1 protein-coding gene is annotated in these 1,835 nt (G+C 69.2%); it reads left to right on the top strand.

Annotated elements, in window-relative coordinates:
• Window positions 1-1,835: GH36-type glycosyl hydrolase domain-containing protein (locus VG296_RS22850; RefSeq protein WP_325568890.1), on the top strand; the 1,835-nt coding region annotated here is incomplete at both ends.

Genomic DNA, 1,835 nt, shown 5'->3' with positions numbered 1-1,835 from the left:
CCGATACACACGCGTTCTTCGGGTCGGGAACCCGCGCGGACCCGTCGGCGGTGCAGGCCGGCCGACTCACGGACTCGACCGCTCCTCCCTCCCCGAACGGCGTCGAAGGCCGCGCGATGTTCGCCTTCCAGAGCCCGTTCTCGCTGAAGCCGGGGGCGAGCGTCACGTTGCGCTACGCATACGGCTACGGCCATCCCGCCCAGATCGCCCCACTCCTCGCGCGCTACCGATCGGACTCGTCCGCGCTCGATCGCAGCGAGCGAGCGTGGTCTGCGTGGCTGCCAAAGACCGAGCTTGGCTCCAGCTACACGTGGCTCTCCCGCGAGCTGCAGTGGGACGCCTACACGGTCAGATCCGACTCGACCTACGAGGAGTGCGCGGGTCACCACATCCTCTCCCAGGGCGGCTACTACCAGTACTACTTCGGCGAGAACGAGGCCTTCCGCGACCCGCTCCAGCACATGCTCCCGATGATCTGGTCAGATCCCGCGCTCGCGCGCGACGTGATCGCGTACTCGGCGCAGGAGCAACCGGCCGGCACGGGCGCAGTGCCCTACGGGATGCTCAGCCTCTGCCGCCGGTTCGACCTCGGGACCTCCGACGACATGGACCAGTGGCTGCTGTGGGCAACGAGCGAATACGTCTTCTCGACGCGCGACTTCGGGTTCCTCAAGCAGCAGGTGCCCTACTACGGAGCTGCCGGATCGGGAACCGTCTGGGACCACCTGAAGCTCGCTTTCTTCCATCAGGAGCACGTGATCGGGACCGGCCCGCACGGCGAGTACATCACCGGCGCAACCGGCGACTGGAACGACTTCTCGACCGAGTTCAACCAGATGACCGAATCCGATCTGGTGACCGCGCAGGCGGCTTACGTCTATCCGCGGCTGGCGCGCCTTGCGGACGCCGTGGAAGATCCCGCGTTCGCGGCCCAGCTGCGCACCGCAGCGGCCCGCGACCTCGCGGTCGTGCAGGGCCAGTTCGTACCCGACGGCTGGTTTGCGCGCGGCTACTCCGGCCTGCGCCAGATCGGCGTCGGCTCGATCTTCGAAGAGCCCCAACCGTGGGCGCTGCTCGCCGGCGCCGCCTCAGCCCAGCAGGCCGCCCGCGTGGTCGCCGCATATCGCCGCTTCCTCGCGGGCGTCGGTGCGCCCGCGGGTCCCGCCCGGATCGGCTCGGCTTTAGCGCCGGCCTCCAACGATCCCGGCGCCACCGAGCAGTCCGAGCCGGCGATCAACAACAGCACCGAATGGCCCGGTGGAGCGTGGTTCGCGGTCAACGGCTGGATGACGTGGGCACTCGCGAACGAGGACGGGACCGTGCCGGGCGCCGCCGGCTACGCCTGGGACGAGTACCTGCGCAACACGCTCGCGACGCACGCGACCGTCTTCCCGAATCACTGGGACGGCGTGATCTCGGTCGACGACGAGTGCGCCGCGTACTACCAGTCCTCCCCGGCGAACTGCGGGATCGGACTCGGCACCGGCTTCGGTGTCACGCACGGCTACGACACCCAGATCATGCACCAGCCCGCCTACAGCCTGTTCGACCTGCTCCAGCTGGCGGGCGTTCAGGCCACGGCCGCGGGCTACCGGATCGTCCCCCACCTGCCGATGAGCACGTTCAACATCCGCCTGCCCACGATCGGACTCGCCCAGCGGGCGGGACTGATCCGCGGCTATCTGCGCACAGTCGCATCCTCCGCGGTGACGATGCAGGTGGTGCCTCCACCGGGCGTGGCCGCCTCGCACGCGGTTGTGTACGTGGACGGCTCGGTGGTACCGCACACGGTGGTCGGAGGCCTCGTCCAGTTCTCGCTGCCGACGGCGGCCGGG

The sequence above is a fragment of the Actinospica sp. genome, from assembly GCF_035552695.1.
GTDB lineage: Bacteria > Actinomycetota > Actinomycetes > Streptomycetales > Catenulisporaceae > Actinospica.
Note: the sequence above shows the minus strand (reverse complement) of the source record. Positions and strands in the feature narration are given on the sequence as shown.